The sequence below is a fragment of the Gordonia sp. NPDC003585 genome (genome assembly GCF_040610755.1).
In the GTDB taxonomy this organism is placed as follows: domain Bacteria; phylum Actinomycetota; class Actinomycetes; order Mycobacteriales; family Mycobacteriaceae; genus Gordonia.
On record NZ_JBEXMX010000020.1, the window covers coordinates 13,096 to 39,881 of the forward strand.

The 26,786-nt window shown below is 67.1% G+C and carries 24 protein-coding genes; 13 read left to right on the forward strand and 11 right to left on the reverse strand.

Going from position 1 to position 26,786, the window contains the following annotated elements; translation table 11 throughout:
* Positions 1 to 24: 24 nt before the first annotated feature.
* A complete protein-coding gene (locus tag ABZW74_RS07520; protein ID WP_355275329.1) occupies positions 25 to 477 on the reverse strand; it encodes a flavodoxin family protein in 453 nt (150 codons plus the stop codon).
* 128 nt (positions 478 to 605) lie between these two features.
* Between ABZW74_RS07520 and ABZW74_RS07525 the strand changes: the two genes are divergently transcribed.
* Together ABZW74_RS07525 and cobF are read left to right on the forward strand one after the other, a co-directional pair.
* The gene (locus ABZW74_RS07525) at positions 606 to 1,415 is read left to right on the forward strand and encodes an SDR family oxidoreductase (RefSeq protein WP_240857624.1); all 810 of its coding nucleotides are present in this window, start codon (positions 606 to 608) and stop codon (positions 1,413 to 1,415) included.
* Between the two features lie 2 nt (positions 1,416 to 1,417).
* Positions 1,418 to 2,170 (forward strand): precorrin-6A synthase (deacetylating), encoded by a 753-nt coding sequence (gene cobF / locus ABZW74_RS07530; protein ID WP_355275331.1) that lies wholly within the window; start codon positions 1,418 to 1,420, stop codon positions 2,168 to 2,170.
* Positions 2,171 to 2,626: 456 nt separating this feature from the next.
* On the opposite strand, the gene ABZW74_RS07535 is transcribed toward cobF, so the two are convergent.
* Complete coding sequence (locus tag ABZW74_RS07535; RefSeq protein ID WP_240857622.1) at positions 2,627 to 3,367, reverse strand: 3'(2'),5'-bisphosphate nucleotidase CysQ; 741 nt, start codon at positions 3,365 to 3,367, stop codon at positions 2,627 to 2,629.
* Between the two features lie 25 nt (positions 3,368 to 3,392).
* Between ABZW74_RS07535 and ABZW74_RS07540 the strand changes: the two genes are divergently transcribed.
* Positions 3,393 to 4,319 carry a DNA-formamidopyrimidine glycosylase family protein gene (locus ABZW74_RS07540; RefSeq protein WP_240857621.1) on the forward strand — a complete coding sequence of 309 codons (927 nt, stop codon included), beginning with the start codon at positions 3,393 to 3,395 and terminating at the stop codon, positions 4,317 to 4,319.
* A gap of 2 nt (positions 4,320 to 4,321) precedes the next feature.
* The gene (locus ABZW74_RS07545; RefSeq protein ID WP_240857620.1) at positions 4,322 to 4,993 is read left to right on the forward strand and encodes a response regulator transcription factor; all 672 of its coding nucleotides are present in this window, start codon (positions 4,322 to 4,324) and stop codon (positions 4,991 to 4,993) included.
* Here ABZW74_RS07545 and ABZW74_RS07550 read toward each other — a convergent pair.
* On the reverse strand, positions 4,972 to 6,435 hold the full coding sequence (locus ABZW74_RS07550) for an ATP-binding protein (RefSeq protein ID WP_240857619.1): 1,464 nt from the start codon (positions 6,433 to 6,435) through the stop codon (positions 4,972 to 4,974). The genes ABZW74_RS07545 and ABZW74_RS07550 overlap by 22 nt on opposite strands.
* A gap of 117 nt (positions 6,436 to 6,552) precedes the next feature.
* On the opposite strand from ABZW74_RS07550, the gene ABZW74_RS07555 reads away from it, so the two are divergent.
* From ABZW74_RS07555 to ABZW74_RS07575, 5 genes are read left to right on the forward strand one after another with little or no spacing between them, the layout of a single operon-like run.
* The gene (locus tag ABZW74_RS07555) at positions 6,553 to 8,274 is read left to right on the forward strand and encodes a thiamine pyrophosphate-binding protein (RefSeq protein WP_355275334.1); all 1,722 of its coding nucleotides are present in this window, start codon (positions 6,553 to 6,555) and stop codon (positions 8,272 to 8,274) included.
* 2 nt (positions 8,275 to 8,276) lie between these two features.
* Positions 8,277 to 8,942, forward strand: coding sequence for an SRPBCC family protein (locus ABZW74_RS07560; protein ID WP_240857617.1), 666 nt, complete (start codon positions 8,277 to 8,279; stop codon positions 8,940 to 8,942).
* Entirely contained in the window at positions 8,939 to 9,964 is a 1,026-nt protein-coding gene (locus ABZW74_RS07565) for a 3-oxoacyl-[acyl-carrier-protein] synthase III C-terminal domain-containing protein (RefSeq protein WP_355275336.1), read from the forward strand. Before ABZW74_RS07560 ends, ABZW74_RS07565 begins: the two co-directional genes overlap by 4 nt.
* A complete protein-coding gene (locus tag ABZW74_RS07570) occupies positions 9,961 to 11,010 on the forward strand; it encodes an aminotransferase class I/II-fold pyridoxal phosphate-dependent enzyme (protein WP_355275338.1) in 1,050 nt (349 codons plus the stop codon). The genes ABZW74_RS07565 and ABZW74_RS07570 overlap by 4 nt, the downstream gene beginning before the upstream one ends.
* Positions 11,011 to 11,046: 36 nt before the next feature.
* On the forward strand, positions 11,047 to 11,790 hold the full coding sequence (locus ABZW74_RS07575; RefSeq protein WP_355275340.1) for an SDR family oxidoreductase: 744 nt from the start codon (positions 11,047 to 11,049) through the stop codon (positions 11,788 to 11,790).
* A gap of 314 nt (positions 11,791 to 12,104) precedes the next feature.
* Here the strand turns inward: ABZW74_RS07575 and ABZW74_RS07580 are convergent, their stop codons facing one another.
* Positions 12,105 to 12,881 (reverse strand): class I SAM-dependent methyltransferase, encoded by a 777-nt coding sequence (locus tag ABZW74_RS07580; RefSeq protein ID WP_355275342.1) that lies wholly within the window; start codon positions 12,879 to 12,881, stop codon positions 12,105 to 12,107.
* 206 nt (positions 12,882 to 13,087) lie between these two features.
* Positions 13,088 to 13,630 carry a hypothetical protein gene (locus ABZW74_RS07585; RefSeq protein ID WP_355275344.1) on the reverse strand — a complete coding sequence of 181 codons (543 nt, stop codon included), beginning with the start codon at positions 13,628 to 13,630 and terminating at the stop codon, positions 13,088 to 13,090.
* A gap of 139 nt (positions 13,631 to 13,769) precedes the next feature.
* Between ABZW74_RS07585 and ABZW74_RS07590 the strand changes: the two genes are divergently transcribed.
* The gene (locus ABZW74_RS07590) at positions 13,770 to 14,309 is read left to right on the forward strand and encodes a hypothetical protein (protein WP_355275391.1); all 540 of its coding nucleotides are present in this window, start codon (positions 13,770 to 13,772) and stop codon (positions 14,307 to 14,309) included.
* Positions 14,310 to 14,328: 19 nt separating this feature from the next.
* Here the strand turns inward: ABZW74_RS07590 and ABZW74_RS07595 are convergent, their stop codons facing one another.
* From ABZW74_RS07595 to ABZW74_RS07605, 3 genes are all read right to left on the reverse strand, one after another.
* Positions 14,329 to 14,811, reverse strand: coding sequence for a hypothetical protein (locus ABZW74_RS07595; protein ID WP_355275346.1), 483 nt, complete (start codon positions 14,809 to 14,811; stop codon positions 14,329 to 14,331).
* A 108-nt stretch (positions 14,812 to 14,919) separates the two neighbouring features.
* Complete coding sequence (pgi, locus tag ABZW74_RS07600; RefSeq protein ID WP_240856331.1) at positions 14,920 to 16,635, reverse strand: glucose-6-phosphate isomerase; 1,716 nt, start codon at positions 16,633 to 16,635, stop codon at positions 14,920 to 14,922.
* Positions 16,636 to 16,713: 78 nt separating this feature from the next.
* Entirely contained in the window at positions 16,714 to 17,046 is a 333-nt protein-coding gene (locus tag ABZW74_RS07605; RefSeq protein WP_240856332.1) for a chorismate mutase, read from the reverse strand.
* Between the two features lie 76 nt (positions 17,047 to 17,122).
* Between ABZW74_RS07605 and ABZW74_RS07610 the strand changes: the two genes are divergently transcribed.
* A complete protein-coding gene (locus tag ABZW74_RS07610) occupies positions 17,123 to 18,967 on the forward strand; it encodes a hypothetical protein (RefSeq protein WP_355275349.1) in 1,845 nt (614 codons plus the stop codon).
* A gap of 21 nt (positions 18,968 to 18,988) precedes the next feature.
* On the opposite strand, the gene ABZW74_RS07615 is transcribed toward ABZW74_RS07610, so the two are convergent.
* Positions 18,989 to 20,359, reverse strand: a complete 1,371-nt coding sequence (locus ABZW74_RS07615; RefSeq protein WP_355275351.1) for a hypothetical protein — start codon at positions 20,357 to 20,359, stop codon at positions 18,989 to 18,991.
* A 408-nt stretch (positions 20,360 to 20,767) separates the two neighbouring features.
* Between ABZW74_RS07615 and ABZW74_RS07620 the strand changes: the two genes are divergently transcribed.
* Complete coding sequence (locus tag ABZW74_RS07620) at positions 20,768 to 23,311, forward strand: UvrD-helicase domain-containing protein (RefSeq protein WP_355275353.1); 2,544 nt, start codon at positions 20,768 to 20,770, stop codon at positions 23,309 to 23,311.
* A 212-nt stretch (positions 23,312 to 23,523) separates the two neighbouring features.
* Here ABZW74_RS07620 and ABZW74_RS07625 read toward each other — a convergent pair whose 3' ends face one another.
* Both ABZW74_RS07625 and ABZW74_RS07630 read right to left on the reverse strand, forming a co-directional pair.
* The gene (locus tag ABZW74_RS07625) at positions 23,524 to 24,045 is read right to left on the reverse strand and encodes a hypothetical protein (protein ID WP_355275355.1); all 522 of its coding nucleotides are present in this window, start codon (positions 24,043 to 24,045) and stop codon (positions 23,524 to 23,526) included.
* Between the two features lie 44 nt (positions 24,046 to 24,089).
* Entirely contained in the window at positions 24,090 to 25,196 is a 1,107-nt protein-coding gene (locus ABZW74_RS07630) for a M23 family metallopeptidase (protein WP_355275357.1), read from the reverse strand.
* 421 nt (positions 25,197 to 25,617) lie between these two features.
* Here ABZW74_RS07630 and sucC point away from each other — a divergent pair, with 421 nt between their 5' ends.
* Positions 25,618 to 26,781, forward strand: coding sequence for an ADP-forming succinate--CoA ligase subunit beta (sucC, locus tag ABZW74_RS07635; protein WP_240856338.1), 1,164 nt, complete (start codon positions 25,618 to 25,620; stop codon positions 26,779 to 26,781).
* Positions 26,782 to 26,786: the final 5 nt, after the last annotated feature.

The window sequence follows — 26,786 nt, forward strand, 5'->3', positions numbered from 1 at the left end:
GACATCGGTCAGCGAGGCCTACGGTTACAGTCCCGCAGCGAAACTGCGTGCACGCTCGAAGTCGGCCGCCGAGGGATGTTCTCTGCTGACGCCTCCTACCAGCTTGAACGGTCCCCAGGTGTCGACGCCTCGGCACACGAAGGTCCCCACGACGCGGAAGCCGCGGCGCTCGAGTTGTCGTGCCAGCCTCTTCGTATACCGCGCGAACGGCGGTTCCGGCAGCCCGCTGGACGCGAAGATGAATGCCGCGCGGCCGGCCATGTGGGGAAGCGTGGCTATGCAGTCCAGCAGCCGCTCGTCGAACCCCAAAGAGTAGATGCCTGAACCGAATCCGATGAGATCGGCATCGGCCAGGAGGTCCGCGGTGGCCTGCGCAGGTGACACGACGCGCGCGTCGAGTCCGGCACTCAGCGTGTCGGCAATGCGGCGGGTATTGCCGTGCGGGGATCGCGAGGACGTCACGATGATGGTCGTCATTGCACCTCAATCTGTCATGGTCGATTGCCACTGTCAGACATAGGACACCGGCGCGGGATCGGATGTGACATCGCTGCTGCAAACCGGGTCCTGCCGGCAGTCGGCGATCACTTGTTACCGTAAGTTCCGTGACTCAGCAGACAGTGCTCGTGACCGGCGCGACCAGCGGTATCGGAGCCGAGGTGGCGCGACAGTTCGTCGAGAAAGGCCTCACGGTCTTCGGCACCACCCGCAATCCGGACACGGTCGCCGAGCCCATCCCGGGTGTCACCTATGTGCGGCTCGACAACGCCGACTACAGCACCGCTCAGACCTGCGTCGACGAGGTCGGGGACATCGACATCCTGATCAACAACGCCGGCGAGTCGCAGGCGGGTGCGCTCGAGGACACCCCGATGTCGGCCGTCGAAGATCTGTTCCGGGTCAACGTCTTCGGGCCGGTCGCGCTGACCAAGGCGGTTCTGCCGGGGATGCGGGAGCGTCGTCGTGGCACCGTGGTGATGGTCGGGTCGATGCTGTCGAGTTTCCCGGTTGCCTTCCGCTCCAACTACGCGGCCACCAAGTCGGCACTCAAAGCGTTCGCATTTGCATCGCGACGTGAGTTGGCGCCGTACGGGATTCGGATGATCAGCGTCGAACCGGGCACCATCGCCACCGGCATCGGCGACCGCCGGAGCATCTACATCGGCGACGATTCACCATTCAAGGCCGAGTACGAAACCCTCGCTGCCGCCACCCGGCACAACGAAGACGAGGGCATCGACGCCGCGTCGATGGCCGCACAGATCGTCGACGCCGCGCTCGCCGACCATCCGAAACCGTTCTACGCGAGAGGAAATCAGGCCGGCGTCGTGTTCTTGCTCCGCCGCCTGCTGCCGCGACAGTTCATCCTCGACATGACCGCGCGCAAGCACGGACTGCCCAAAGTCAAGGTCTGAACGTGCGAATCACGTTGCGGGTCATCGGGATAGGGCCCGGCGGTCCGCGGCAGATCACCCTGCAGGCGATCGACGCGATGGCCGACGTCGACGTATTCGTCATGCTCGACAAGGGCTCTGCCAAAGGTGGCCTGCTTCAAGTCCGACGCGACATCCTCGATCAACACGCCCCCGGCCGGACGGTGCTCGAACTCGCCGATCCACCGCGAGACCGGCATCCCGCCGATTACGACGCCGAGGTACGGCGCTGGCACGAGGCCCGAGCGGCGCTCATCGAAACGGCGTTGCGAGCCGAACTCACCGACGGCGGCGTGGCAGCCTTCCTGGTCTGGGGCGACCCCGCCCTCTACGACAGCACGCTGCGCATCGTCGACGACCTGTCCCGGCGCCCGGGACTCGACCTCGACGTCGAGGTGATCCCCGGCGTGACGAGCGCCAGCGCACTCACTGCCGCACACGGCATCCTCGCCAACCGCGTCGGCGAACCCATCCACATCACCACCGGTCGCCGTCTCGCCGACACCCCACCGGGTGCCGACACCAACCAGATCGTCATGGTCGACGGCGACTTGTCGTTCCGCCAGACCGCCGACCCCGACGACCACATCTGGTGGGGCGCCTACCTCGGCACCGACGACGAGATCCTCATCAGCGGCAAGGTCGGGGAGGTGTCCGACGAGATCGTCGCGGTCCGCGCGCAGGCCCGCGAACGTATCGGCTGGATCATGGACATCTACTTGCTGCGAAAGCCCTGATCCGAAGAGCGCTGCGTTCGGCCTCCTGAACTGCGGAAACCTGTACCTGGGAACCCAGTCAAATGCACAGTGCACGTGGTAGGGCTGGGGCGTACAGACATCCGACGGGGTTGGCGGCGTGTTCCTGTGGTCTCACCGGAACGCCCCGCGCTTCCACGATCGCCGACGACGTCGGCGGGTGAGGCCTTAGATCCTTGATCGAGCCAGGGCCCTTGACGCCATGACCGAGATCGGGCCCCTCAGCACCGAGCTCCGGGACATCCCGGAGGACTACCCTCACAGGCCCGATCTCAGTCATCGGCCAGATCATCGACGACCACGGGGTGCGGAAAGTGCTTGTCTCACCGCGGGCTTCGAGGCTCGTCGCCAGGGCTCCTCGCACCTCAGCCATCGGGAGGGGCGTCGAGGCTCGCACCTCAGCCATCGGGACTCACCCGACGAATCGGGACCGCACCTCTACCAGATCTGGCCCAACGCGACCAGCATGTCGTCGGCGATCTCGGTCCGGCAGATGACGAAGTCGGGCATGTACGGGTGCGGGTTGTTGTAGACGATCTGCGACCCGTCGAGCCGACTGCAGTGCAGCCCCGCGGCCAGCGCGACCCCGACCGGTGCGGCGTTGTCCCACTCGTACTGACCGCCGGCGTGGACGTAGGCGTCGGCGTCGCCGCGCACCACGGCCATCGCCTTGGCGCCGGCGGATCCGATCGGCACCATCTGCAGGTGCAGACGGCTCGAGACCCAACTGGTCTCGTACGAGCCACCCCAACGGGACGTGGCGAGCCGACGGGTGAGCGGCCCCGACGTGGTCTCGACGGTGTCGGTGCGAAACACCTCGCCGGTGGCGGGCAGCGACACCGCGGCCGCGGTCACCACGCCACCCTCGGTGAGTGCGACGTGCACGGCCCAGTCGGCCGTTCCGCTCGCGAATTCCCTTGTGCCGTCGAGTGGATCGATGATCCATACCCGGTCGGCCGTGGCTCGGTCGCCGACGTCGTCGGCCTCCTCGGACAGCACCGCGTCGTGCGGCCGGTGTCGGGCCAGGATGGTCGCGATCCACGCCTGCGCCATCCGGTCTCCCACGTCGCCGAGCAGCCGACCACCCATCAGGTCGCCGTGTCGGACACCGAGGAGGATCTGCCCGGCGCCCTCCGCGATCCGCGCGGCCAGGTCGGCGTCGGAAAGACGGGAGTTCATCCCCCAACTAGAGCACACTGGGCTTATGCCAGAGCTTCCCGAGGTGGCCGCGATCGCCGACTACGTCGACGGCCGCGCAGCCGGCCTGCCGATACGTCGCGTCGATGTCGCGTCGCTCTCGGTACTCAAGACCGCCGACCCGCCCTACACCGCACTCGTGGGCCGCATCGTCGAATCGGTGAGCAGGGTGGGGAAGTACCTGGTGATCCGCACCATCCCCGGGCAAGAGAACGACCCCGAGCCGACGATCCTGCTGGTCATCCACCTCTCGCGGGCCGGCTGGTTGCGGTGGAGTGAGGATCTGTCACCCAAACCGCTGAGGCCCGGCGGCAAGTCGCCGATCGCGCTGCGGGTCCACGCGGGGATGCCTTCCGGCGCCGGGAGCGGAGCGAGCGGGCCGAGTGCAGGTGGCGAGGGTTTCGACGTGACCGAGGCCGGGACTCAGAAGCGCCTGGCGGTCTGGATCGTTCGCGACCTCGCCGACATCGACCGGGTGGCCACCCTCGGACCCGACGTCCTCTCGCTCACCGTCGACGACCTCGCCGCGATCCTCGCCGGGACATCGGGGCGGATCAAGAACGTGCTCACCGACCAGCGCACGATCGCCGGTGTCGGCAACGCGTACTCCGACGAGATCCTGCACACCGCCAAGTTGTCGCCGTTCGCGTCGGCGAAGTCGTTGTCGCCGGCGCAGGTCGCGACCCTGCACGACGCGATCCGACAGGTGCTCACCGACGCCACGAGCCGCCTCGAAGGGCAGGAGGTGGCGCGCCTGAAGTCGGAGAAGCGGACCGGTCTGCGCGTGCATGCCCGCACCGGACTGCCCTGCCCGGTGTGCGGTGACACCATCCGCGAGGTGTCCTTCGCCGACCGCTCGTTCCAGTACTGCCCCACCTGTCAGACCGGCGGCAAGGTCCTCGCCGACCGACGGATGTCGCGACTGTTGAAGTAGCCATGCACGCACTTGTGGTCGACGACGATCTCGGGGTGGCCGAGACCGTGCGACGAGCCCTGGCCAGCGACGGATGGGCGGTGACCACCGCGCACGACGGGGTCGACGGTCTGTGGCGCGCCACCGAGGGGCGCTTCGACGTGATCGTGCTCGACATCATGCTGCCCGGCCACAACGGGTACGTGGTGCTCCGCGAACTGAGGGCACGCGGGATCTGGACGCCGGTGCTCATGCTGACCGCCAAAGACGGCGAGTACGACCAGGCCGAGGCGCTCGACGTCGGTGCCGACGATTATCTGGTGAAACCGTTCTCGGTGGTCGTGCTCAAGGCCCACCTGCGAGCGCTGCTGCGCCGCGGCGTGCGGGAACGGCCGGCGCAGCTCGTCGCAGGCGAACTCGTCGTCGACCCTGCCGAGCACAGCGTCCGACGCGGGGACCGTCAGATCGATGTGACCCCACGCGAATTCGCGGTCCTCGAGTTCCTCATCCGCAACGTCGACACGGTCGTCTCCAAAAGCGAGATCCTGCAGGCGGTCTGGGACGAGAACTTCGATGGTGACGCCAACATCGTCGAGGTGTACATCGGCTACTTGCGCAAACGGATCGACGCGCCGTTCGGTGTGCGGTCCATCGAAACCGTTCGCGGGGCAGGCTATCGGCTGCGTGCCGTCTGATCCTCGGGTACCTCGTGGTCGGCGTGCGCGGCGGTACTCGCCACCGGCAACGAAATCACCATGGTGGCACCGTGTTCCAGGTCCGGATGCGGATCTTCGACACTGACCTGGCCGCCGTGGGCCCGCACGATCTCCCGCGTGATGGACAACCCGAGTCCCGAGCCCGCGGTGTTGCGCCGGTCGGCGCCGACGCGGGTGAACCTGTCGAACACCAGATTTCGGGATTCCGATGAGATGCCGGGCCCGTCGTCGGACACCGCGATCCGGGCGCGTCCGGCCGCGCTGTCCAGCGACATGTCCAAGCGGACGGTCGACGACGCGTACCGCGCGGCGTTGTCGGTGAGGTTGCGCAAGGCGCGCGCCAGTTTGTCCGGATCGCCGGACACCCGGATCGCGACCACGCTGGTCTCCACCGCGACCATGCCGAGGGAGCGCAGACGTCGTGCTTCGGCGACGACGATATCGTCGAGATCCACATCGGTGGTCCGCAGTGGCAGGCCGTTCTCGTCGGCGCGGGCGAGCAGGAGCAGGTCGTCGACCATGTGCTGGACCCGGCGTGCCTCCGGCAGCAGGATCGTGCGAACCGTGTCGGTGTCGACCGGCGTGGCGGTGCAATCGGCCAGATCGAGCAGCCCGACGATGGTGGTCAACGGGCTGCGCAACTCATGCGAGGCGTCCCCGACGAACCGCAGGTGGGCGTCGTGGCTGCGTTCGAGGCGCTCGAGCATCGCATTCATGGTGGTGGCCAGTCGGGTCACCTCGTCGTCGGTCGCCGGGACCGGCACCCGGCGGGACAGGTCCGACGTGGTGATCGAGTTGACCTCGGAGGTGATCCGGCCGACCGGACGCAGTGCCCGCCCGACGAAGTAATAGATCGCGAATCCGGCGATCAGCACCAGGAACGGCATCTCCACAGCGAGCAGGATCGCGGTGTTGGTCAGGCTCTGCCGGTACGGTTCGGCAGACACTGCGGCGATCACGCGGTACTCCTCGGTGCCGTGCCGCACGGTCGCGACCGTCCCGCAGAACACGTCGTCGCTGTCCGGGAGCAAGCGGCCCTCGACCTGGGTGGATTCTCCGGGAGCCGGGTGGGTGGAGGTGAGCGGTGCGTCGGGAGCCGACGGCGACGACGCGACCACTCGCCCCTGCGCGTCGACGATTTGAATGACATCGGCGCCGGTGCCCTCGACCAGCTCGTCGGGTGGTACACCGGCCACGCCGTGGTCGGCGATGAGGTTGGCGATCTCATAGGTGTGATAGCTCGTCGTGTCGTACATGGCCCGGTTGTCGGCGCGGCCGAGCATGAACAGCATCACGGCTGCACCGATCGCGAGAGCGATTGCGACAAGCAGGGTTCCGACGATGGTGGAGCGCAGACGCACGCCCTGGTTGCGCTTGAACAGGACTCGCCCGATGGCGCGTCTACCGCGACATGGTTCCATCGTCGACTCCTCGTCGTCACCCGCGTTCCAGGGTAGGTCCGCCGCCCGTCCAGGGGAACCGTCGCCGAGGCCGTCGGTTTCAGCGGGCCTTCAGGTTCGTTGTCGCATGGTTGGCTCATGACCGCGAGTGACCCGGAGATCGGGGAGGTCGCGTCGGCGTCGGGGGCGACGCGCACCGTAGCCGATTGCCTCATCGATTACGTTCGTACACTGGGAGTTTCGACGGTGTTCGGCGTGCACGGCGCCAACATCGAGCATGTCTTCGACGCCGCCACGCGGTCGGTCGGTGTCACTCCGGTGGTCGCCAAACACGAGTTCGCGGCCGGCGCCATGGCCGACGGGTCCGCGCGGTGTTCCGGTGGATACGGCGTGGTGGTCACCACCTCCGGAGGCGGCGCGATGAACGTCGTCCCCGCGCTCGCGGAGGCCTACGACAGCCGCGTGCCGATCCTCGCGATCATCGGGACACCGCCAACCCCGCTTGTCGGAGCAGGCGGCTTTCAGGACATGTGCACACCGCCGGACACCATCGATCTCGTGGCCGTGATGTCGGGCGTGGTCGGGGCGTGCGCCGTGGTGTCCGACCCGTCGAGGCTCGACGACGCGTTGAGAAGGGCTTGTGCCGCGCTCGCCGACGGTTATCCGGCGGCGCTGCTCGTCCCGCGTGACGTGCAGGCCGCGCCGGCCGCGGTGGTGCTCGACGGCCCGGTGCCGGTGGCGGCCGACGCTGCGCTGCACGATCGCATCGGTGCGCTGGCCCGGCGGCTGGCAACGCAGATCCGCGACGGCCAGACGGTGTGCGTGTGGGCGGGGGAGGAGGCGTCCTACCTGCAGATCGCCGACGAGATCGATTCGATTGCCGCATCTCTGGGCTCCCCGATCGTGGTGTCGCCGGGTGGCCGCGATGCGATTACCGACCCGGATCGGTGTGCGGGCGTCACCGGTGTGATGGGTCATCCGTCGGCTCACCGGGCGCTCGCCGAGGCCGACCTCATCCTGGCGATCGGGACCCGGATGTCGGTGACCGACCGGGCGGGCCTCGACCCCGTGCTGGCGTCGCGGTCGCTGATCCACCTCGGTCGGCATCGTCCGCGGTGCCCGGTCGTCTCGGCCAACCCGTCCGCCGAGATCATCGAGTGCGTGGATCTTCGGGAGACGATCGGTTGGCTGGCAAAGGATTTGCGTGGCCACACCACGCCCGCTTCGATCGCCGTGACCATCGAGAATCTGGCCTGCCCCACGCCGGAGTCGCCGAAGGGGCTGCCGACTCGAGCGGTCATCGAAACCATCGGGGCGGCACTGGGATCGGATTCCTCTGTATTCGCCGACGCCGGCAACACCGGAGCCGCCGCGGTGCATCATCTGCCATTCGGGGGCGGACGCTTCGTCGTCGCGCTCGGTATGGGCGGTATGGGGTATGCGATCGCGGCCGGCGTGGGCCAGGCGATCGCGAGCACGCACACGCGGCAGCCCGGCCGTACGGTCGTGATCGCCGGCGACGGTGCATTCCTGATGCACGGCATGGAGATTCACACCGCCGTCGAATACGACGCACCGCTGACCCTGGTGTTGCTCAACAACGACGCGCACGGCATGTGTGTCACCCGGGAGCAGCAGTTCTTTCCGACCACTCCGAGTGTGAACCGGTTCCGCCACACGGACTTCGGAGCGGGCCTGGCCGCGCTGTTCCCGGGTCTCGACGTTCGGGCGCCGGCCGACATCCCATCGCTCGCCGAGGCGTGCCGCGAACTGATGGCTGCCCCGGGTCCCAACTGCATCGTCGTCGACATCGATGCCGACGAAGTTCCCCCGTTCGCCCCCTTCCTGACGAGAGGTTGACCATGACCATTGCGCTGCCCGCACTTTCGGATATCGGTGACTCCGCGGCATCGTTGCCGGGACTCACCCGTATCGAGACACACCCCCGCCCGGTTGCCACGCCGATCATCGTGGACATGCTGCGCTCGGTATATCCGCACGACAAGATCTTCGGCGACTTCTGCACCGTCCAGGGCTATGTCGATGCACCGCCGCGCGAACTGTACGAGTGGCTCGCCGACACCCGTTCCCTGGAGGAGTGGACCTACAGCCTGCGAGGTTTCACCGAAACCGAGGAACCCGGGCTGTGGCTCGCCTACGACCGGCTCGGTGAACACACCGAGATCTACACGCGCACCGTGGCGGACCCGCACGCGATGACCGTCGACTACCACTGTGCGTGGGATCAGGGCAGGCATCTGTGGATGGTCTATCTGATGCGGGTGGTCGACGCGCAGGTGGTGCTCGACAAGCCCGGATCGGTGGTGCTGTGGACCAACTGCCGTCATCCGTTCTACGACGAGAATCCCTACCCGGAGACCGCTCCGCCGAAACGACCGGTCTGGGTGGGCGACTTCTGGGACATGTTCTCCGCCGGCCATCAACTAGAACTCGACAATCTGAAGGCGATCGCCGAATTCCGCCACCACAACAACCTGCCGCTGACTCCGGATTGGATGAGCCGATGATCACCGACCCCACCGTCACTCTCCTCGACGTCGCCGGCTACCTGCCCGAAAAACGAATTCCGGCTGCCTATTTCGAGCAGTTCGCCGAGGACGACCAGCTGGCAGGGAACGCGATGTTCCGGGTTCCGGCCTACCGGCACCACGCGGCCGAAGGGGAGACCTCGGCAGACATGATGATGGCGGCGGCCCACACGCTCACGGCGCGGCACGGCGACGATTGGTTCGACGATGTCGATGTGGTGCTCACCCACAGTCAATTGCCCGAGGTGCCGGTGCGTGGCTGCGGCGGCGAACTGGCGCACCGGTTGGGGCTGCGGCCGCGCACGGTGCTCGACGTGCACAACGGCGGATGTGCGGCCTTCGTGCACATGATCGAGATCGCCGACGCGCTGCTGCGTGCGGGCGGTGGTGGCAAAGCCATTGTCGCGCTTGCGCAGAACAGCGCGTCGCAGGTGTTCACCCAGGAGCAGGTGCGCGGCAAGGCGCAGGCACCGATCCCCGGCGACGGCGCGGCGATGGCGGTGGTCGCGTCGAATGTGGCTGGGGGAAGTCCGGTCCTGGGTGTGCGCTGCCATTCCTTCGGTCAGTACTCGGGTGACATGACCGCGGTGGCCGAACCCGATCGCAAGTACTGGGAAGCCGGCCCCGGCCAGATTCACATCGGCTTCACCGACGCCAAGATCACCAAGGTGCTGGCTCGCGGAAATCGAATGGTTCCCGAGGTCGCGATCGAGGTGGCCGACGAGATCGGTGTCGCCCCCGCAGATCTGGACTGGCTCATCACCAATCAGCCGAACCGCATCTTCTTGCGGAATTGGCGTGAGGCACTGGAACTTCCGGAGTCCAAGCATCCCGACACCTTCGACGAGTGCGGAAACCTGTTCGGCGTCGGAATTCCGGTGACCCTCGACGCCGCGGTGTCCGACGGGCGGATCGGTGTCGGCGATGTCGTGATGACGGCCGCGTTCGCGCACGCCGGCGATTTCGCGGGAGCCGCGGCCTTCCGGTGGGGTGGACGATGACGCTGGCCGTCGTACCCCCGATACCTGCCGAGGTCGGCGGCGGTCCATATCGGTTGCACCTCAACGAATCCCCCTACGGACCGCTGCCTGCGGTGGCACGGGTGCTGGCCGGCACGATCGCGGAGGTGAACCGCTATCCGGAATTCCTGCCGGACCGTCTGCGTGAGGTGATCGCCGGGTACCTCGGGATCGAACACGGACGGGTGACCGTCGGAGCGGGTGCGACCGGATTGGCATACACCATCCTGCAGGAATCGTGGTGGCGCGCGCGGCGACGTGGAGTGGCCGAACCCGCTGTGGTGACCCCGATCCCGACCTTTGACGGCTATCCGATCCTGGCTCGGATGGTCGGGATGGGTGTGGTTCCGGTGGAACTCGATGACCATGGCGGGATGGATCTGGCCGCGCTCTCGTCGGCCATCGATCACGACACTGCCGTCGTCGTGCTGTGCTCGCCGCACAATCCGACCGGTGCAGTGGTCCCCGAGGCCGACCTCGTCGAGTTTCTGCGCAGCGTGCCGCCGAACGTGACGGTCCTGTTCGATGAGGCCTACCTGGAGTTCTGCGACGACCCGCCGGACATGGTGGCGTTGACCCGGCGGTTCGAATCGCTGGTGTGCGTGCGGACCTTCTCGAAGGCGCACGGGCTGGCGGCCCTGCGAGTGGGATACGCGTTCGCTGCCGCTGAGTTCGCCGCCGCACTGCGCGCCCGCGAGGTCCCGTTTGCGGTGAATCCGGCTGCTGCAGTGGCAGTTCCCGTTGCTTTGGCCGCCCAGGCCGATCTCGAACAACGGGTCCGTGCCATGCGAGTCGAACGTCGGCGCCTGTCCGACAAGCTGGCATCGATCGGCGCGCCCCCGCTGCCGGGTCAGGGAAACTTTGTCTTCCTCCCCGGAGATGACGGTCTCCAGTTGGGCCGACTCCTGAGTGCGGTCGGCGTGCTGGGCAAACCGTGTGGTCGATTCGGCTATCGACTGACGGTCGGTGATCGTGCCGCCACCGACTACCTGATCGGCGCGCTACGTCTCACCGCACAAACCGCCTGACACTGCGGTCCTGACCGGCCAGTAGGCTTGGCGGTCATGGGGACGAGACAGAGAATCTTGATCACCGGCGCAAGTTCCGGGCTTGGGGAGGGCATGGCGCGCCGCTTCGCCGGGGAGGGCCGGTCGCTGGCGCTCGCGGCTCGGCGTCTGGACCGACTCGAGACGCTTGCCGACGAACTCCGGCCGTCGGCCGCACAGGTGGCGGTGGCACAGCTCGACGTCACCGACACCGATGCGGTTCCGGTGGTGTTCGGGAAACTGCGTGACGAACTCGGCGGACTCGACCGTGTGATCGTCAACGCCGGACTCGGCAAAGGCGCACCGCTGGGTACCGGAAAGGCGCAGGCCAACATCGAGACGCTCCAGACCAACCTGGTCGGTGCGCTCGTCCAGATCGAAGCCGCCCTCGAGATCTTCCGCGAGCAGAACTCCGGTCACTTGGTCCTGATCAGCTCGATGAGCGCCATCCGCGGGCTTCCGAAGGCGCAGGCCGCGTACTCGGCGTCGAAGGCGGGTCTGTCGGCGCTCGGCCAGGGACTGCAGGCCGAGTTCGCCAACTCGCCGATCGAGGTATCGGTACTGCTGCCCGGCTACATCGAAACCGACATCAACCGTGGCGTGAAGACCGCATTGATGGCCGACACCGCCGACGGGGTCGACGCAATGGTCAACGCCATCGAGGCGGAGAAGGGCTGGGCGCCGGTACCGGCGTGGCCGTGGGCGCCGATCGCGTTCGCGCTGAAATACCTACCCGGACCGATTGCGCGTCGGCTCGTCTGACGGGCGCTTCCCGCCTGCACGACCGCCGACGATTTCTGGGTCGCTGACTCGAAGAGTTAGGTGACCAACGCTCTGAACTGCGGAAATAGGGTTGCACCCGGCCCGCAAAATCTAGGGGAGGAGCTTCTTCCCCGGGGTTCTTGGGGCGCATCGGGGTCGCCGCATGAGATTCCGGCGACATTCAGCGAGGACTCGAGTCGAGTTGGAGAACGCGAGTGCTGCAGCACTCGCGTTCTCCAACTCAGCACCGGCTGTCGCCAGTGTCGGCCTCGCTTCGGTGACAGTCCACTCTTCCCACCTCCACGATCGAGACCTCACGCAGCGGGTGGGACAGTTCCGCACCCGAACCAGGCACGGGCTTCGAGCGTGAACGGTCCGTCGGGCAGCCTCGAACGGCAGGCCTCGCGGATCTGCCCGCGGCTGTCGTCGTCCAGTCCGGCCAGATGGGAACCGGCCGGCCCGACCGCGTAGGTGAACGGCATCCAGAAGTCGTCGAAGTCGGTGTACTCGACGCTCGCGTGCAGTTCACCGTCGACGACGTAGTCGAGCCCGATCGTGGCGAGCCGATGCGCGATGTCGCCTCGGCGCACTCCCGCACGCAGACGCTCACCGACGACGTCGGGGTCGAGGTCGCGGGCGGCTGCCCAGAACGTCTCGAGCATGATCATGCCGCCCTCGGTGAGGTCCCACATACAGGCGGCGACTGGTCCTCCCGGCCGGGTGACTCGGGCCATCTCGGCCAGTCCCGCGTCCGGGTCGGTCATGAATCCGACGACGAGGCAGGAGAGTGCCGCGTCGAAGCTGTCGTCCTCCCACGGCAGCGCTTCGGCCACACCCACCCGCACGTCGGCGCCCGGATTCCTGGCACGGCACGCCTCGGCGAATTGAGGTGCCGGGTCGATCGCGGCAACCTGGCGCGGATCGCCGACACGCTCGGCCACGGTGGACGTGAGACCGCCTGGCCCGCAACCGACGTCCAGTACACACAAACCCGCCCGCACGCCGGCCGCGTCGACGAGTGCGGGCGCAAGTGTGCGGGTGTAGCGCCCCATGAAACTGTCGTAACTCTCGGCTGGAGACGTGAACTCCATGGATCAACTCTGACCCCGTCGAGACCGGATCGTCAACCGTGCGGTGGTCTCGACACCACGCCTGGTTTCGAGACGCATCGGACTCGCTATCGCTCGCACGGTGCTCCTCAACCCAGCGGCCTGGCGGCTCGGAGTCGGCTCCGCCGGATCGAGCCGGTACCGAGCGGAGCGAGGCACCGTGTCGAGATCGACCAGCGGTGGGCAGCTCAGCTCGTCGGCGCGGGTGAACCGCTCGGCGCCACGGCGGCGGGGTTGCGCCACACCACCGGCGAGGTCTTGTAGTCGAAGGCGTCTGCGCCGGAGGTGTCGGCCCAGTAGATGACCTGCTGCAGTTTCTGCCCCGGGTCGGCGAGGGCGAGCAGGCACGTCGCATACGACTCGCCGCGCCGCATTCGTTCCGGCTTCGCGGTCGCAGTGCACGACGGCAGACCCGTGGGTGGTGGGACGGTGAGCGCTGCCGCCCGGCCGTCGGGGCTCCCGGCGATCCCGACCACGCCCGGTGCGGCTGACGGCCGATTCGCCAGCGAGGTCACCGTCACGTAGATGAAGTAGGGGACGCCGCCGTTTGTGGCGGTTTCGGGCACACCCTCGGCGGGTGTTATCCCGGTGACCGTGAACAGTGCGAGGGCGCCCGACGTGGCGAAGGCGTCGGCCGGAAGCGTGGCCGTGGCACCGAAATCGAGGCCGGTGCCGGGCGCCGTGCGCGCGGGTACGCCGCGGGACACGGTCACCGATGCCGAGATGGGCACCGACGTAGGTTTGTCGCCGGCTGGGGTGTCGGAGGTTGTCGATGAGCAGGCCCCGACCGCCAACAGCATCGCCACGCTTGCCGCGATCCCGACGCGCCGCACCATCCGATCAATCCTCACGCTGCGTAAGGTTACCGAGGTGACGACCAAGCAGGGGCAAGTCGTGGCGTCGGGCGCGTTCCAGTTGTTCGGCCAGCGCAAGCGTGAACAGGTCAGTGAACTGCTGACGGACGTGTTCGGGCGTGACGATGTGGAGGCGTTGGGCGCGGATTGGCGCGGCATCGTGTACTTCACCGTCGCCGACGACGAGGAGATCTCCGACGACTCGGTGCTCGGATTCGATGCGTCGAGCGGCGATTCGGGAGAACTCGCGACGGTCGAGGAGGTGCTGGCCGCGGTCCGTTCCGGGGAGATCGCCGAGGCCGTCGACGTCGCGAGCTTCGATGCATGGCGTGACGCCACCGGCACTCACACCATCGACATGGGTGCGTGCGTGCCGCCGACGCTGTACGAGTTCCTCGGTGGTGATCCGGCCGAAAGGTCCACCGAGACAGAGGATCTCGTGACGTTCATCGCGGTCGCAGCCGCGCTGATGGGGCGGCTGGAGCAGCTTGGTGTCCAACCCGGCGACGAGATTCCCGACGAGGTGTTCGACGACGAGCGCTGGCGCGACGGCTGAGGCGATCAGTCTGACGCGATCAATCTGCGGTCACCTGGATGGGTGCGATCGCCAGGTGCGGGAGGTCGGGCTGCAGGCGCAGTTCCACCCTGCCGGACCCGGTGGTGACGGTGGTGCCGATGCCGTGAGTGGTGACTGACGGAATGCCGGTGCCGGCGACCCAGCCGCGGAGGGTGCCGCGAGTGCCGCGGGTGAGGTTGCGCCAGTCGACCCGGACATCCACCCGGCACGGCGCACTGGTGCCGGAGATGCCGAGGAAACCGCCCGTTACCTGCACGTATACCTGTCCCGGGCGGTACGGCCCGGGTGCGGCGAGCATCCTGATGGTGCCGGCACAGAGTCCGTCGGCCAGTGTGTAGAGAGGCGCCGACGACGCGGTGCGGTTCTGTGGTTCGGCGTTCGCCGTGGTCGCGGCGAGGCCCATTCCCGTTGTGGCGGTGATGATTCCGACGGCGATGGCGAGTGGGCGTCGGATTCGGCGGAGAAGGTGGCGGCTACGCATGGCGGACTCCCGGTGTCTGCGGTGGCGTCCGGGCCGCGATCTCGACGCCGGGATGTGACATAGATCATATCGGCGACGATGGACGTGCCGTTACCGTGCGCCCTGCGATCACGCCTCCCGGCCGCGATGCTGTCGGTACCACCGGACCAGTTCGTCGGTCGACGAGTCGTCCGCGGCGGGGGGCGCGGCGTCGGTGGTGATGACGCCCAGCAACTCCTTGGCCTGCGTCTTGCCCAACTCGACACCCCACTGATCGAACGGGTTGATTCCCCAGACGGTGCCCTCGACGAACACCTGGTGCTCGTAGAGGGCGATCAGCTGGCCGACCACCGCGGGGGTGAGCTTGGGGGCCAGGATCGACGTGGTCGGCCGGTTACCGGGCATCACCTTGTGCGCCACCACATTCGGGGCCACACCTTCGGCGGCGATCTCATCGGCGGTCTTGCCGAAGGCGAGCACCTTGGTCTGGGCGAAATAGTTGCTCATCAGCAGGTCGTGCATCGAGCCCGCGCCGTCGGGGGTCACCGGCAGGTCGTCGGTGGGTTCGGCGAAGCCGATGAAGTCCGACGGGATCATCCGCGTGCCCTGGTGCAGCAGTTGGTAGAAGGCGTGCTGGCCGTTGGTGCCGGGTTCGCCCCAGAACACCTCGCCGGTGTCGGTGGTGACGTGATGCCCTTGGGCGGTCACCGACTTGCCGTTCGACTCCATCGTGAGCTGTTGCAGATACGCGGCGAATCGGGCCATGTCGTTGGAGTAGGGGAGCACCGCGCGTGTCTGCGAGTCCCAGAAGTTCGAATACCAGAGTCCGATCAGGCCCAGGATCACCGGCGCGTTCTGTTCGAGGGGCTGCGTCCGGAAATGCTCGTCGACGACGTGGAATCCGTCGAGGAACTCGGCGAAGCGGTCCTTGCCGATGGCCGCCATCACCGACAGCCCGATCGCCGAGTCGACCGAGTAGCGTCCGCCGACCCAGTCCCAGAAGCCGAACATGTTGGCGGTGTCGATGCCGAACTTCGACACCTCGGTCGCGTTGGTGCTCACTGCGACAAAGTGTTTCGCGACCGCGTCGGCTCCGGCGCCCAGCTCTTCCAATAGCCAGCTGCGGGCCGCCGAGGCGTTGGTCAGGGTCTCCAGCGTGGTGAAGGTCTTGGAGGCGATGATGAACAGCGTGGTCTCGGCGTCGAGGTCGGCGAGGGTGCCGACGAGGTCGGCGGGGTCGACGTTCGACACGAAATGGCAGCGAATGCCGGCGTCGGCGTAGTGGCGCAGCGCCTGGTACACCATCACCGGGCCCAGGTCGGAACCGCCGATACCGATGTTGACCACGTCGGTGATCGCCTTGCCGGTGTGGCCCTTCCACTCGCCGCTGCGCAGCTTGTCGGTGAAGACGCCCATCGCGTCGAGGACCTCGTGGACGTCGGCGACCACATCCTGACCGTCGACCGTGAGCGACGCGTCGGCCGGCAGTCGCAACGCGGTGTGCAGGACGGCGCGGTCCTCAGAAGTGTTGATGTGGGCGCCGGCGAACATGTCGTCGCGGCGGTCCTCGAGCCCGACCTCGCGTGCGAGGCTGAACAGCAGTTCCAGCGTCTCCCGGAGCACACGGTGCTTGGAGTAGTCGATGTGCAGATCTCCGACGTCGACCGTCAGCTCACGGCCCCGATCGGGGTCGACGGCGAACACCTCTCGCAAATGCATCGCGTACACGTGCGGCTGATGAGCCGCGAGCGCCTGCCACGACTGGGTGGCGGTGATGTCACCATGGTCGCTTCCGGTGAACTCTCCGCTGCCTGTGAAACCGCCGCTCGACACGTCGCTGCTCATGGCTACCTACCCTATGTGTTCGGGGCGGGGGCCGCGATGCTCATCGACAGGTGTTCACGACTAGGGCACGCCCTAGGTTCACCGGCCCAGCGGTCCGCGGCCGAGTCGCAGCAGCAACATCGCCAGCGTATGGCCCTCTTGCCCAAGGTCTTTGAATCGCTCGAGTACCTTGACCTCGCGGCTGTAGACGAGTCGTGGGCCGCCCGACGCCATACGTGCTGCGCCGATCTTCTTCGACACCGCGGAGCGCCGCTTGACCGCGGCCAGGATGACGGCGTCGAGCCGGTCGATCTCGAGGCGCAGCGAGTCGATGTCGTCGGGCAGGTCGGACACCTCGGACGACAGCTCATACCGCTCGAGATCGATGGTCTGGTCGAACGGTACGGGCTGGGTGCTGCTGTCGTCGGTCACCCGCCCGATTTTGCCACGCCGGTACTCGGCACCACCGAGTGCGGCAGGTCGGAACGGACACGAGACGATAGGTGCCATGATGACCAATCGAACGGTGTCGTCGATCGCGGCGGCCCTGATCATCGCGGCATTGGTCGTTCGCGGCGCTCTGGTGGCGACGGGGAGCTTCTACTGGGACGACCTGATCCTCATCGGGCGTGCCTCGACGATGCCGATTCTGTCCTGGGACTACCTGGGTCACAGCCACGACGGCCACTTCATGCCGGCGGCCTTCCTGGTGGCAGGCCTGTCCACGGTGATTGCCCCGGTCAACTGGGTGGTACCGGCCATCACGCTCATCGTCGGGCAGGCGATCGCATCGGTGGCGGTGTGGCGCATGATCCGGATCATCGCGCCCCGCGCTGGTGCGGCGGGTCTGGCTGCCCTGACGTTCTACCTGTTCACGCCGATGACCGTGCCTGCCTTCACCTGGTGGGCGGCCGGGCTGAACACCTTGCCGATGCAGGCGGCGATGGCGTGGATCGTGGGCGACGCCGTCCTGGCCTGCCGGTCCGACGCCGACGCCGCGCAGCGCCGCCGCATCGTCGTCCGATCGTCGATCGTCTTCGTGGTCGCCCTCGCGTTCTTCGAGAAGTCGTTGTTCGTCCTGCCGGTCGCCCTGGTCGCGGCGACCCTGGCGATCGCGTTCGAGGATCATCCGATCAGTCCGCTGGCCACCGCGGTGTCCCGGGCGCGCGGTCTGTGGGGAGCGCTCGCCGCGATCTTCGGAGTGTGGCTGATCGTCTTCTTCTCGGTGTCGGATGCGACGGCGGGCGTGCATTCGGCCGCACAGACCGCCCGGCTGGTGTGGCGGTCGGTGAACCGTGCGATCGTGCCCTCGCTGGTCGGTGGCCCGTGGGAATGGGACCGGTGGAATCCCAGCCCGCCCATGGGTTTCGCGTCGTGGTGGATGATCTTGGCCGGGTGGCTGGTGATCGCCGCGGTGGCTATTTGGGCGTTGCTCCGCAAGCGCGGAGCTGCGCCGATCCTGATCCTGGCCGCTGCCTACGCGGTGCTCGCTCAGGTGCCGGTGATGTGGAATCGGTCGAGCGGCAACACCGCCCTGGAATTGGCGCAGACGATGCGCTATCTGCCCGACACCGCGCTGGTCTTCGCCGCGGCTCTCGCGCTGCTGATCGCGGCTCCGGCCCGCGTCAGGGCAGTGCCGGCCGACGACGAGAATCCCCGGGGTGGTCGGCACGCGAAACCCGCCGAACCGGCCGCCCCGGCGACCGGGCTCGTGGCAGTGGTCGTCCTCATCGGGCTGGCGGTGGCGTCGGCAAGCGTGTCATTGGCCGGGTTCGGGAACTCGTGGCGCGACAACCCGACCGGCGACTACCTCGACACCGCCAAACGCAGCCTGGCCGCGGGCACCGATCATCCGATGTTCGATCAGGCGCTGCCACTGGAGATCCTGCTGCCGGTGGCCTATCCGAACAACCAGATCAGCCACACCTTCGGACGGCTTCGGCAGCGACCCGATTTCGGTTCGAGCACCGACCGACTACAGGTCCTCGACACCTCGGGGCAACTCGTTGCCGGCGCGGTGACACCGCGTCGTGCCATCGCCGAGGGTCGGGGGAGTTGTGCCAGACCGGAGTTGTCGGCACCTGCCCGGCTGGCACTCGACGGCCCGCTCATCCGGTGGCGCTGGACGATCGCGCTGAGCTACTGCGCCAACCGTGCGGGCGAGGTCGAGTTCTGGCTCGACGAGGGGTCGCGGGTCAAGGCAACCGTGCAGCCAGGCCTGCACGTCATCTACGTGCAGCTCGACGGCCAGGGCTCGGCGGTCAACGTCGCGCCGCTGACCGCCGGGCTGGCGCTGCACACCGGGGCGGGTCGGGTCGGGGAGGTCGTCGAGGCGCGTTTCCTCGGCGAGTGACCCCGCCGCGTCAGGCGCCGATCAGCGGTTCGGATCGATGTAGGAGACCTCGATCTTGTCGCTCTGACCGGCTTCGCGGACCAGCGCCTCGAGGGCCACGGCGGTGCTGGGCTCCGCGACAAACCACAGGACCCGTGTGCCGTTGGCGGCCGCGACCTGCTTGGTGATCTGGTCCTTGATGGTGGTGGTGCCGGCCCAGGACGGGTCGAGTTGTCCGTTGACGACGTGGGTGGCGTAACCGGGCGCGAACATGACCAGCAGGTCGCCCAGCGGGCCGAGACCGTCGAAGAGGTAGTCGCCGCGCTGGATCACGTAGTAGCTGGGCAGACCGGTACGGGGTGACCCGTATGCGGCGGCCTCGGGCTGCTTGGAGCCGGTACGGACAAACGTGACCTGCTGCTTGGTGCGTTCCTGATTCTTGTTGATCTGGTCGTTCAACGCGTCGACCGTATTCGTGCGGAACGGCAGGTACTGCCAGGTGGGGACGCCGCGAACCGTGGTGCCCTCGCCGACGATGTTGCGGGCCACGCACGTCGCCCGGCCGGTTGCGCCGAAGTCCGCGCGGATCACCGTCGTGCACGGTGCGGCGGCCGGGCGGCCGTTGAGCGTGAAGTTGACGGTCAGGCCGTAGTTGACGTAGCCGGTGCCGGTCGCAGTCGGTGAGACGGTTCCGCTACCTGTGTAGGTGAACGGGCATGCGGCGCGTGTGCAGTTCCCGCCGGGCACAAAGGCGACTGCGCGGCTGTCCACGGTGTAGCCGGGAGCCGGCACGTTGACGAGATCGTTGACCAGCGCACGCTGGTTGGCGAACAACTTCGCCGCATCGTCGGCCGACTGCGTCGCCACGTCGAGGTCGTAGGTGGTGGTGAGTTTGTCCGACCCCTCGTCCGTGACCTCGGTGCCCTTGACATGGGTGACCACCTTGGAGCTCGGATCGAAGGTGACCTCCCACTGGCCGATCTTCACGACGTTGTCGCCGACGAAGGTGACCGGCGGGTCTGACACCGGCCAGAAGCGTGCGTCGGGCAGACCGGGATTCGGCGATGCCACCTCGATGGGGCCGAGCTTGGGTGCCTGATCGGCAGGCACGGTGCCGATGGTGCCGGCGAGGATGTCGGGCGCGAGGGTGTTTCCGACCGGCAACACGCTGGTGCGCGACGAGTCGACCCACTTGCCGGCGAGTGGCCCGAGATCCTTGCGTTCCTTCTCGTTGGAGCTCAGCACGGCGGTCCAGAAACCGGCCGGTGCGTTGACGAAGCGGCTGTTGCCGACCTGCCGGTATTCGCCTTGGTTGCCGTTCACCGAGATGGTGCCCTCGGCACTGTTGGAGATGGTCACCACCATGTTGGTGAAGTCGTACTTGATGCTCTGCCCGCCGTACTCCTGCGTCACACTGCCGGTGTATTTCGCGGCGGGACTCGAGGCCAGTTTGAAACAGCACCTCGTCGAGGCTCTTCTGCGCGCGGAATGCGGCCGTCGGTTCGGCTGTCCCGGCATGACTGAACGGGATGAAGGACACCACCACCGCGATCACCGCGGCTATCGCCCCCACCGCCAGGATGACCGCCCCAGCTGCCTTCGACATGGTTGTTCCTCCTGTTGGTCCCGCGTCCCAGCGCCGAAACCACATGGCGCCGCCAGAGTCTGTCGATCCGGGCATATCGTAGCCGTCGGAGCCGACGAGACGTAGCTTGTTCGGTCGGTCGTCCGAATGCCATGTCGTCATGCCATGTCGCCGTGGCGTGCGGCGTGCGAGTGTGTCCAGGAGATGTCGGTGCCTGCGGGTAACCTCGAATACCGATGACTGGCACTTCCTCTCTCCCGTCCGCCGACACCCGCGAGGCGCGTGCGGCAGCCCCGTCCGATCCTGCGATCGACCGTCTGCTCGACGGGTTGAATCCGCAGCAACGTGCGGCCGTACTGCACACCGGGGCGCCGCTGCTGATCGTTGCGGGCGCCGGTTCCGGCAAGACGGCGGTGCTCACCCGGCGGATCGCTTACCTACTGGCCGCGCGGGATGTCTCGCCCGGCCAGGTCCTCGCCATCACCTTCACCAACAAGGCCGCGGCGGAGATGCGGGAGCGGGTCATCGACCTGGTGGGCCCGCGGGCGACCTACATGTGGGTGTCGACGTTCCACTCGACGTGCGTGCGCATCCTGCGTGCCCAGTCCGGGCTGCTCGAGGGGATGAACTCCAACTTCTCGATCTACGACGCGGACGACTCCAAACGCCTGCTGGGCATGATCATCCGCGACCTCGAACTGGACCCCAAGAAGTTCAGCCCGCGCGGCGTGGCGGTGGTGATCTCCAACCACAAGAACGAACTCGTGGGCCCGGAGCGGGCGATCGAAGCTGCGGCCGACGACGAGCCGTCGGCGCTCAAGATCGCCGAGATCTATCGCGAGTATCAACGTCGCCTGCGCGCGGCCAACGCCTTCGACTTCGACGACCTGATCGGCGAAACCGTGGCGCTGCTGCATGCGCACCCCGAGGTCGCCGAGTACTACCGCCGCCGCTTCCGGCACGTGCTGGTCGACGAGTACCAGGACACCAACCACGCGCAGTACGTCCTGATCCGTGAGCTGGTGGGGGAGCACGTCACTTCTGGCGCCGGGAGCGCAGCGAGCGGGCCACATGGACACGGCGGGGTTCAGCCGTCGGAACTGTGTGTCGTCGGCGACGCCGATCAGTCGATCTACGCCTTCCGCGGCGCGACGATCCGCAACATCGAAGAGTTCGAGCGGGACTTCCCGAACGCGGAAACCATTCTGCTGGAACAGAACTACCGTTCCACCCAGACGATCTTGTCAGCCGCGAATGCGGTCATCGCGCGCAATGAGCATCGTCGGGACAAGCGGTTGTGGACCGACTCGGGCGACGGTGAACTGATCGTCGGCTACGTCGCGGATTCCGATCGCGACGAGTCGGTGTTCATCGCGAAGGAGATCGAGAACCTCACCGACTATTCGATCGGCGGGTCGTCGAGCCACAAGTACTCCGACATCGCGGTGTTCTACCGCACCAACACCGGCTCACGAGCGGTGGAAGAGGTCTTTGTCCGGCACGGGATCCCGTACAAGGTGGTCGGCGGCACCAAATTCTATGAGCGCAAAGAAGTTCGGGACGTGGTCGCCTACCTGCGGGTGGTCGCCAACCCGGACGACACGGTGAGTCTGCGTCGCATCCTGAACACGCCACGACGCGGAATCGGCGATCGTGCCGAGGCGTGCGTCGCGGTGCATTCGGAGAACACCGGCCGCAGTTTCTACGAGTCGCTGATCGACGCGGCCGACGGCAAGGTCGCGCTGCTCAATTCCCGTGCGGTGAAACAGATCGGCGGTTTCGTCGACCTCATCGAGGGTCTGCGTACCGACTTCCTCACCGGGTTCGGTTCGGCCGGTGACGCCGACGAGGACGTCGCCTTCATCGACGCCACCGAGGAGGGCGCCGACATCGGCGAACTCGTCGACGCGATCGTCGAACGCACCGGCTATCGCGCCGAACTCGAGGCGTCCAACGACCCGCAGGACGGCGCGCGTCTGGACAACCTCAACGAATTGATTTCGGTGGCACAGGAGTTCAGCCAGGACGCGGCCAAGTTGGCGGCCGGCGAGATCGACGAGGACGACGATCCGCTGGAGTCCGGCCGGGACACCGAGGGGGAGCCCGAGCCGGGGTCGCTCGCGGCGTTCCTGGAACGGGTCTCGCTGGTGGCCGACGCCGACCAGGTGCCCGACGAGGGCGAGGGTGTGGTCACGATGATGACGCTGCACACCGCCAAGGGCCTGGAATTTCCGGTGGTCTTCGTAACCGGTTGGGAGGACGGCCATTTCCCGCACATGCGCGCGATGGGTGACCCGGCCGAACTGAGTGAGGAACGACGCCTGGCCTACGTCGGCATCACCCGCGCCAAGGAGCGGCTGTACCTGACCCGCGCGATCACCCGGGCGTCCTGGGGGCAGCCGGTGTCGAATCCGGAATCCCGCTTTCTGCAGGAGATTCCGCAGCACCTACTGGACTGGCGGAAAACCGAACGGCGTCGGTCGTCGAGTGGTTTCGGCGGGTCGTCGTCGGGTGTCTTCGGCCGCGATGGTGCGTTCTCGTCGGGTGGGATGTCGGGCGGTCGTGGGCGGTCGTCGTATTCTGCCGATCCGGCTCGCGGGCGCAACAAATACGTGAATTACGAAGTGGGCGACCGCCACAACCATCCCAAGTACGGCATGGGCAAGGTGGTCGACAAGATCGGCAGCGGCGCCACCGAACGCGTCGTCATCGACTACGGCGGCAGCACCGGACGCGTGACCCTGTTGACCGCGGGCGGGATTCCCGGCGACAAGTTGTAGTCCCTGAGGTGGCCGCTCCCGCCGGCTAGGTGCGAGCCTGGAAGCCCCTGGTCATGACACCGCCCCGCGACCGCTCCCTGAGGTGCGAGGAGCGCCAGCGACGAGCCTCGAAGGGCTGGTGAGACGACAATGTCAGCGCACCAGGGGCTTCGAGGCTCGTCGCCAGGGCTCCTCACACCTCAGCCATCGGCTGGGTACGGCCGGCGGCTAGCTCACCCGCCACGAACGCCACCGGGCGGATGCACCCACGCCACACTGACCTCGCCGCCCTCGGGAATTGCCCGCCATCGAGCGTCGAAATCGTCGAAGCGATCGAAGATCCGTTGCAGGAGTTCGGGTTTCACGTCGGCGTCGTCCTTGCGGCCGGGCCACGCGGGGTCGGGTGTCGCGAATCCGCGTTCGACCTCCCACAGCGCGGAGGTCAGAGACGCAAGGTATTCCGAGCGCTCCATGTCCTCGACCTGACCGGCAGTCGGCCGACGCGGACGGCGGGCCGCTTTGCGTCGTTCGGCGGGGTCGGCGGGCCAGAACAAGCCGTCGAGGCCGTTGGCGTCGTAGAGTCTGCCGAACACTCCGCCAGACAGGGAATCCTCGATCTCCACGCGCATGTGGGCCGCATCGTGCGGAATGCGTGAACGACCACCCGGACCCCGGCGCGGTGCCAGCACGGGCGGTTTGTCCCGCGTTATGCGAACGTCGTACCCGCCGGCACGTTTGACGAATGACACCTCCACACGGCGATTATCGACGCCGGGGAGGCCGTGAGGCCAGTGGTTTTCTAGCCGCTGTAGGCAGGCAGACGCACGCCGTGCGCGGCGAGCCACGGTACGGGGTCGATCTTGGTGACGCCCTGCTTCCACACTTCGAGGTGGAGGTGGGGTCCGGTGGAGAAGCCTTCGTTGCCGACGAGGGCGATCACGTCGCCGGCGGTCACATGCTGGCCCTTACGGACGAGGACGCCCGACGAGGACATGTGGCCGTACATGGTGACGGTGCCGTCGGCGGCCTTGATCTGGACCCAGTTGCCGTAGCCGCTGGCGGGCTCGGCGGCGATCACGACACCGTCGGTGACCGCGTGGATCGGGGTGCCCAGCGGGCAGGCCAGGTCGATGCCGCCGTGCATGGAACCCCACCGCATCGCGTAGAGCGAGGTGAAGTGGCAGCTGCCGGAGGCGAAGTTGACGGGCTGCGCGAACATCGGGCGTCGGGCGAGTGCTTCGCGACGGGCCTCGTCGGCTGCTGCTGCGGCGCCGACGGCGAGTTGCTGCCCGAACCCGTCGGTGTCGGGGCTGGCGGTCGACGCGGCGACACCGGGCCCCAGATCGCTCGTGGCGCTCGTATCGGAGACGTTGGCGGCCGGACTGACCGAGGTGCCGTTCGGCTCGTCAGCGTTGCTCACCTGGGTGACCGCGGCGTCGGTGGCGCCGGCGGCGATGGCGAAGAGGGCGGCGCGGCCACCACGCAGGGCGGTCGGCGGTGCGGCGACGCGATGCTTGCCGCCACGCTTGGTGCGCGATCCCTGCGGGTTGCTGCGGAACGGCTTGTCGTCGGTCTCGACGGCGAGGCGACCGGGGTCGTCGGAGAGGATGTCGGGGCGGGCGCCCTCGAAGTCGAGCGGCTCGTCGTATTCGTACGCGTCGAACTCGTGCTCGGGGATCAGGATGTCCTGAGTGACCTCGGAGCGGCTCGGACGGTAGTAGGGCTCCCAGGTGGCGGGGGTCCACGAGTGGTCGGTGGTGGAGTCGATGGCGGTGTCGTACTCGTCGATGGGGATGATCGTCGTCATCTCCTCGGCGGCGAAATCGTCGAGCCCCGGATACGTCGTCGTGCTTCGTGACCGGGTGCGGGCCGATCCGCGGGAATACGCTTCCGCCAAATCGTCCACCTCATCTCTTCGCTGCAGCGGATTTCGGAATAACGTTCCGTAACCCTTTTGTGACCATGTCTGGGAGCTGACGGTAACGAAATGATTGCGGCAAGTCCAACGCTGCGCGCAAGGTTCCTGCAATTATGTGAGTTGAGTCACAGAACCATTGCGATGGATCTACTCTACTGAATTACCACTTCGTTACTATGAATGACGCTCCCTGTCGTTGTCCGACGTCAGCGATCTATTGGAGCATCCCGTCGAAACGTGTTCATCGCCGGCCCCGGAATGCCGACCGAGCGAGTGATCTGTCGCACAAGCGCAGGGTGCGGTCACGATGGCCATATGCGGCAGGTTTAAAGTCCGATATGGCCCGCGTTACACACCCCCGCGGTGTTACATCCCTCTGCGCGGGCAAACCTACGAGATGGTGAGCTGAATGGATCTCTTCGAATACCAGGCGAAGGAACTGTTCGCCAAGCATGGGGTTCCCACCACACCCGGGCGGGTGACCGACACTGTCGCCGATGCACGGGCGATCGCCGAAGAAATCGGCAAGCCTGTGATGATCAAGGCTCAGGTCAAGGTTGGTGGACGTGGAAAAGCGGGCGGCGTGAAGTTCGCCGCAACCCCTGATGACGCACAGTCGCACGCCGAGAACATCTTGGGCCTTGACATCAAGGGCCATGTCGTCAAGAAGTTGCTGGTCGCCGAGGCCAGCGACATCGCGGAGGAGTACTACATCTCCTTCCTGCTCGACCGCGCCAACCGCACCTACCTGGCCATGTGCTCGGTCGAGGGTGGCGTGGAGATCGAGGTGACGGCCGAGGAGAACCCGGACGCCCTCGCGCGCGTGCCGGTCGACGCCGTCACCGGTGTGGACCTCGAATTGGCCCGCGAGATCGCCGAGAAGGGCAAGCTGCCCGCCGAGGTGCTCGACGCTGCCGCCGTGACCATCCAGAAGCTCTGGGAGGTCTTCGTCGCCGAAGACGCCACCCTGGTGGAGGTCAACCCGCTGGTGCGCACTCCCGACGATCAGATCCTCGCCCTCGACGGCAAGGTGACCCTCGACGAGAACGCCGACTTCCGCCATCCCGATCACGAGGCATTCCACGACAAGGACGCCACCGATCCGCTGGAGCTGAAGGCCAAGGAGAACGACCTCAACTACGTCAAGCTCGACGGTGAGGTCGGCATCATCGGCAACGGCGCCGGACTGGTCATGTCCACGCTCGACGTCGTCGCCTACGCGGGCGAGGCCCACGGCGGCGTGAAGCCGGCCAACTTCCTCGACATCGGCGGCGGTGCGTCCGCCGAGGTGATGGCCGCCGGTCTCGACGTCATCCTGGGCGACGAGCAGGTCAAGAGCGTGTTCGTGAACGTCTTCGGTGGCATCACCGCATGTGACGCAGTCGCCAACGGTATCGTCGGTGCACTGGGCAAGCTGGGCGACGAGGCCAACAAGCCGCTCGTGGTGCGCCTGGACGGCAACAAGGTTGACGAGGGACGCAAGATCCTGGCCGATGCGAATCACCCGCTGGTGACGCTCGCCGAGACGATGGACTCCGGCGCCGACAAAGCCGCCGAACTGGCGAGCAAGTGAGGGAT

Coding starts and splice junctions, on each gene's coding strand:
- ABZW74_RS07520 (WP_355275329.1), bottom strand. CDS start 477: ATGACGACCATCATCGTGACGTCCTCGCGATCCCCGCACGGCAATACC.
- ABZW74_RS07535 (WP_240857622.1), bottom strand. CDS start 3,367: ATGAACTCCCGTCTTTCCGACGCCGACCTGGCCGCGCGGATCGCGGAG.
- ABZW74_RS07540 (WP_240857621.1), top strand. CDS start 3,393: ATGCCAGAGCTTCCCGAGGTGGCCGCGATCGCCGACTACGTCGACGGC.
- ABZW74_RS07545 (WP_240857620.1), top strand. CDS start 4,322: ATGCACGCACTTGTGGTCGACGACGATCTCGGGGTGGCCGAGACCGTG.
- ABZW74_RS07550 (WP_240857619.1), bottom strand. CDS start 6,435: ATGGAACCATGTCGCGGTAGACGCGCCATCGGGCGAGTCCTGTTCAAG.
- ABZW74_RS07555 (WP_355275334.1), top strand. CDS start 6,553: ATGACCGCGAGTGACCCGGAGATCGGGGAGGTCGCGTCGGCGTCGGGG.
- ABZW74_RS07560 (WP_240857617.1), top strand. CDS start 8,277: ATGACCATTGCGCTGCCCGCACTTTCGGATATCGGTGACTCCGCGGCA.
- ABZW74_RS07565 (WP_355275336.1), top strand. CDS start 8,939: ATGATCACCGACCCCACCGTCACTCTCCTCGACGTCGCCGGCTACCTG.
- ABZW74_RS07570 (WP_355275338.1), top strand. CDS start 9,961: ATGACGCTGGCCGTCGTACCCCCGATACCTGCCGAGGTCGGCGGCGGT.
- ABZW74_RS07575 (WP_355275340.1), top strand. CDS start 11,047: ATGGGGACGAGACAGAGAATCTTGATCACCGGCGCAAGTTCCGGGCTT.
- ABZW74_RS07580 (WP_355275342.1), bottom strand. CDS start 12,881: ATGGAGTTCACGTCTCCAGCCGAGAGTTACGACAGTTTCATGGGGCGC.
- ABZW74_RS07595 (WP_355275346.1), bottom strand. CDS start 14,811: ATGCGTAGCCGCCACCTTCTCCGCCGAATCCGACGCCCACTCGCCATC.
- pgi (WP_240856331.1), bottom strand. CDS start 16,635: ATGAGCAGCGACGTGTCGAGCGGCGGTTTCACAGGCAGCGGAGAGTTC.
- ABZW74_RS07610 (WP_355275349.1), top strand. CDS start 17,123: ATGATGACCAATCGAACGGTGTCGTCGATCGCGGCGGCCCTGATCATC.
- ABZW74_RS07620 (WP_355275353.1), top strand. CDS start 20,768: ATGACTGGCACTTCCTCTCTCCCGTCCGCCGACACCCGCGAGGCGCGT.
- sucC (WP_240856338.1), top strand. CDS start 25,618: ATGGATCTCTTCGAATACCAGGCGAAGGAACTGTTCGCCAAGCATGGG.